A 2,670-nucleotide genomic window follows, 5' to 3' on the forward strand; every position below is an offset into this window, starting at 1 on the left:
GCGACAATCTGGGCCCATTGCGCGTCGACGCCGTCCCCACGCCCGTGGGGGTGATCCGCAACGGCGCGGCTGGTTCGCGGGAAGGTCTTTGCCGTCCCCACGCCCGTGGGGGTGATCCGTACACGGATGTGCTCAAGATGTACGCCCGCCGCTACCTGGAGCAGGAGGTCCAGCGCTGACCTCCTTCATCGAGCCCGGCCCGGAGTTCGGCAAGCTCTTCCGCGCGTTCGAGCACACCGCCTTCCGACTGGAGACGCGCGACGAGTACAAGTCCGCGAACGAGACGCAGGCGCTGCGCCAGTTCGTTGCGGGCGAGCCGGTAGACATGGGCTGGTTCCAGAACTGGCTGAGCATGATCCGGGAGGCCACCGCGGCAGGCCGGCGCTTCTCGCGTGTACGAGTCGTGAGCACGCCCCTCACCGACTACAGCCGCTTCGGCGTCTTCTGCTCAGGGCACACCAACGCGGCCGGCGAGGACATCCGCTACCTGAGCCGGGAGGACGCCGCTGGCCTGCCGGACTACGACTATTGGTTGTTCGACTCGTCCAAGCTGGTGCGGATGCACTTCGATGACGACGAGAACTTCCTGAGCGGTGAACTCATCGAAGACCCCGCCGTGATCGTGGAGCACAACTACTGGCGAGATGCCGCCTGGCACCGCGCCGTACGACGGGACGACTTTGCCACCGAATAGAACGACCGGCATCACCAGCTTGCACGAGGCTCGTGACGCCCTGGGCAAACGACTCCACGAGCTACGCCAGGCCGCAGGACTCAGTGGCAGGCGGCTCGCGGAGTCTTTGTCGTGGCCGCCTTCCAAGGTGTCCAAGCTGGAGAACGGCCGTCAGACGCCGACCGACGACGACATTCGTGGTTGGACGCGAGCAACGGACAGCGAGAGCGAGACGGAAGCCCTGCTCGCTTCCCTGCACACCCTCGAAGTCCAACACGCCGAGTGGCAACGACAGCTCAAGGTCGGCTTGAAGCCACACCAACAAGAGATTGCCGGCCTGGACGCCCAGACGCGGCTGTTCCGGGCGTTTGAGTCCACGTTCATCCCTGGCCTGCTCCAGACGGCCGAGTACGCCCGTTTCCGCTTCGCCCAGAGCATCACCGTGTTCAAGGTGAGGAACGACATCGACGAGGCGGTAGCAGCGCGGGTGCAGCGGCAAGACATCCTGTACCGGCCTGACAAGCGGTTCCACTTCGTGCTGACCGAGGCGGCCTTGCGCTACCGGCTGTGCCCACCCGAGATCATGCTTGGGCAGCTTGATCGGCTGGTCTCCTTCTCGGCGCTGCCGAATGTGAAGCTCGGCATCATCGGCTTCGAGACGGCTTATGTGGTCGCGCCCGCTCACGGCTTCTGGCTGCTCGACAACGACCGCGTGATGGTCGAGACGTTCTCGGCCGAGCTGAACCTTGCCCAGCCGCAAGAGTTGGCCCTGTACAGCGGCATCTTCGACTCGCTGGCAGCGGTGGCTAGTTACGGCCGTTCGGCCCGCGCGATCATCAACCGCGTGATTGACGATCTTGCCCCCGAGGCCCCGGAGGATAGCGACTAATTTCCGGGACGCTCACTCGTTCGTGGCATTTCGAGAAATACCAAGAAACTTTCTATTCATTGCCGTCTTTCCTCCCTACTCTCCCGTTAGGGATGCCGAACCGCGTCCGCCCCCAAGGGATTCGGGAGTTAGCCAGGTGGCCACCCGTGTTGCCCTGCTGAGCAGGGATCAGATCGACCATCTGCCCGAGCAGGCCCGCGAAGTCGTGGAGTACCGCAAGAGCGGCCTGAGCCTGAACCACATTCAGGGCTGCCCGCTGGACTGTGCCTACTGCATCCGGCATACCTACGGCCTGTGGGATCAGCGGATACCGCGTGCGCTCATGTCCGACGCCGAGGCGGTGGAGGAACTGGTCAATCACCGTTACTTCCAGCCGCACATGACGCCGGTTCAGGTGTTCAACCGGGCGACTGACCCGTTCCTGCCGGTCGTCCGGCCGCACACCTTCGCCGTGCTGGAAGACCTCGACACTCGCGAGCTGCGAAACCACGTGCTCGTCATCACGCGGCACCAGATGAAGTCCGAGGACATCGACCGACTCAACGCGCTCAACCACGTCAAGGTGACGCTGCTGTTCACCTACTCCGGCATCGACAACAAGGGCATCGAGCCATACCAGTCGAGTGTGGCCGCCGAATCGCTGAGGCTCATGAACGCACCGGAGCGGCGGAAGTACCGCACCATCCTCTACTGGCGTCCGCTGGTGCCGGGCCTCAACGTACTCCGAAGAGCACCTGGACGCCGCCTACACCCTGGCCAAGCACGCCGACGCCACGGTGTTCACGGGCCTGTTCTACCGCGACCAGATCGCCGAGTACTACAAGGCCAACAGCCTGCCGGAGCCTTACGAGGACACCGCGCGCCGGAAGATCGTGCCGGAAACCTTGGAGCGGCGCGTCTTGGCCTCCTTCGACGCCACGACGCCGTTGTTCCGCAAGACTTCATGCGCCGTGGCCTACGCGCATGGTCTTCCCGACTACAACGGCCACTACGGCATCCGGGAGCTGTGCGACATCTGCCCGCTGAGTCAGCTCGAACTCTGCGCGGGCGGGCACAAGGTGCCGTCACCCGAGCGGTTGCGGGAGGTCGCCAGTGGCCTACCCGAGGC

At 64.4% G+C, this 2,670-nt stretch carries 3 protein-coding genes and 1 pseudogene; 3 read left to right on the forward strand and 1 reads right to left on the reverse strand.

Features of this window, described 5'->3' with window-relative positions:
• Positions 1 to 187 precede the first annotated feature (187 nt).
• Positions 188 to 694, forward strand: a complete 507-nt coding sequence (locus DD1DGNOD_RS12905) for a DUF6879 family protein (RefSeq protein WP_346434314.1) — start codon at positions 188 to 190, stop codon at positions 692 to 694.
• Positions 645 to 1,562 (forward strand): helix-turn-helix domain-containing protein, encoded by a 918-nt coding sequence (locus DD1DGNOD_RS12910; RefSeq protein WP_131767257.1) that lies wholly within the window; start codon positions 645 to 647, stop codon positions 1,560 to 1,562. Before DD1DGNOD_RS12905 ends, DD1DGNOD_RS12910 begins: the two co-directional genes overlap by 50 nt.
• Positions 1,563 to 1,614: 52 nt before the next feature.
• Here the strand turns inward: DD1DGNOD_RS12910 and DD1DGNOD_RS28035 are convergent, their stop codons facing one another.
• Positions 1,615 to 2,118, reverse strand: a complete 504-nt coding sequence (locus DD1DGNOD_RS28035; protein WP_206443140.1) for a hypothetical protein — start codon at positions 2,116 to 2,118, stop codon at positions 1,615 to 1,617.
• Positions 2,119 to 2,338: 220 nt separating this feature from the next.
• Between DD1DGNOD_RS28035 and DD1DGNOD_RS28040 the strand changes: the two are divergent.
• A pseudogene (locus DD1DGNOD_RS28040) lies at positions 2,339 to 2,670 on the forward strand (radical SAM protein); the annotation flags it as partial.

Source organism: Candidatus Protofrankia californiensis, assembly GCF_900634765.1.
GTDB lineage: Bacteria > Actinomycetota > Actinomycetes > Frankiales > Frankiaceae > Protofrankia > Protofrankia californiensis.

Excerpts from the sequence above, each read along its gene's own strand:
- DD1DGNOD_RS12910 (WP_131767257.1), top strand. The coding sequence starts at position 645 with ATGCCGCCTGGCACCGCGCCGTACGACGGGACGACTTTGCCACCGAAT.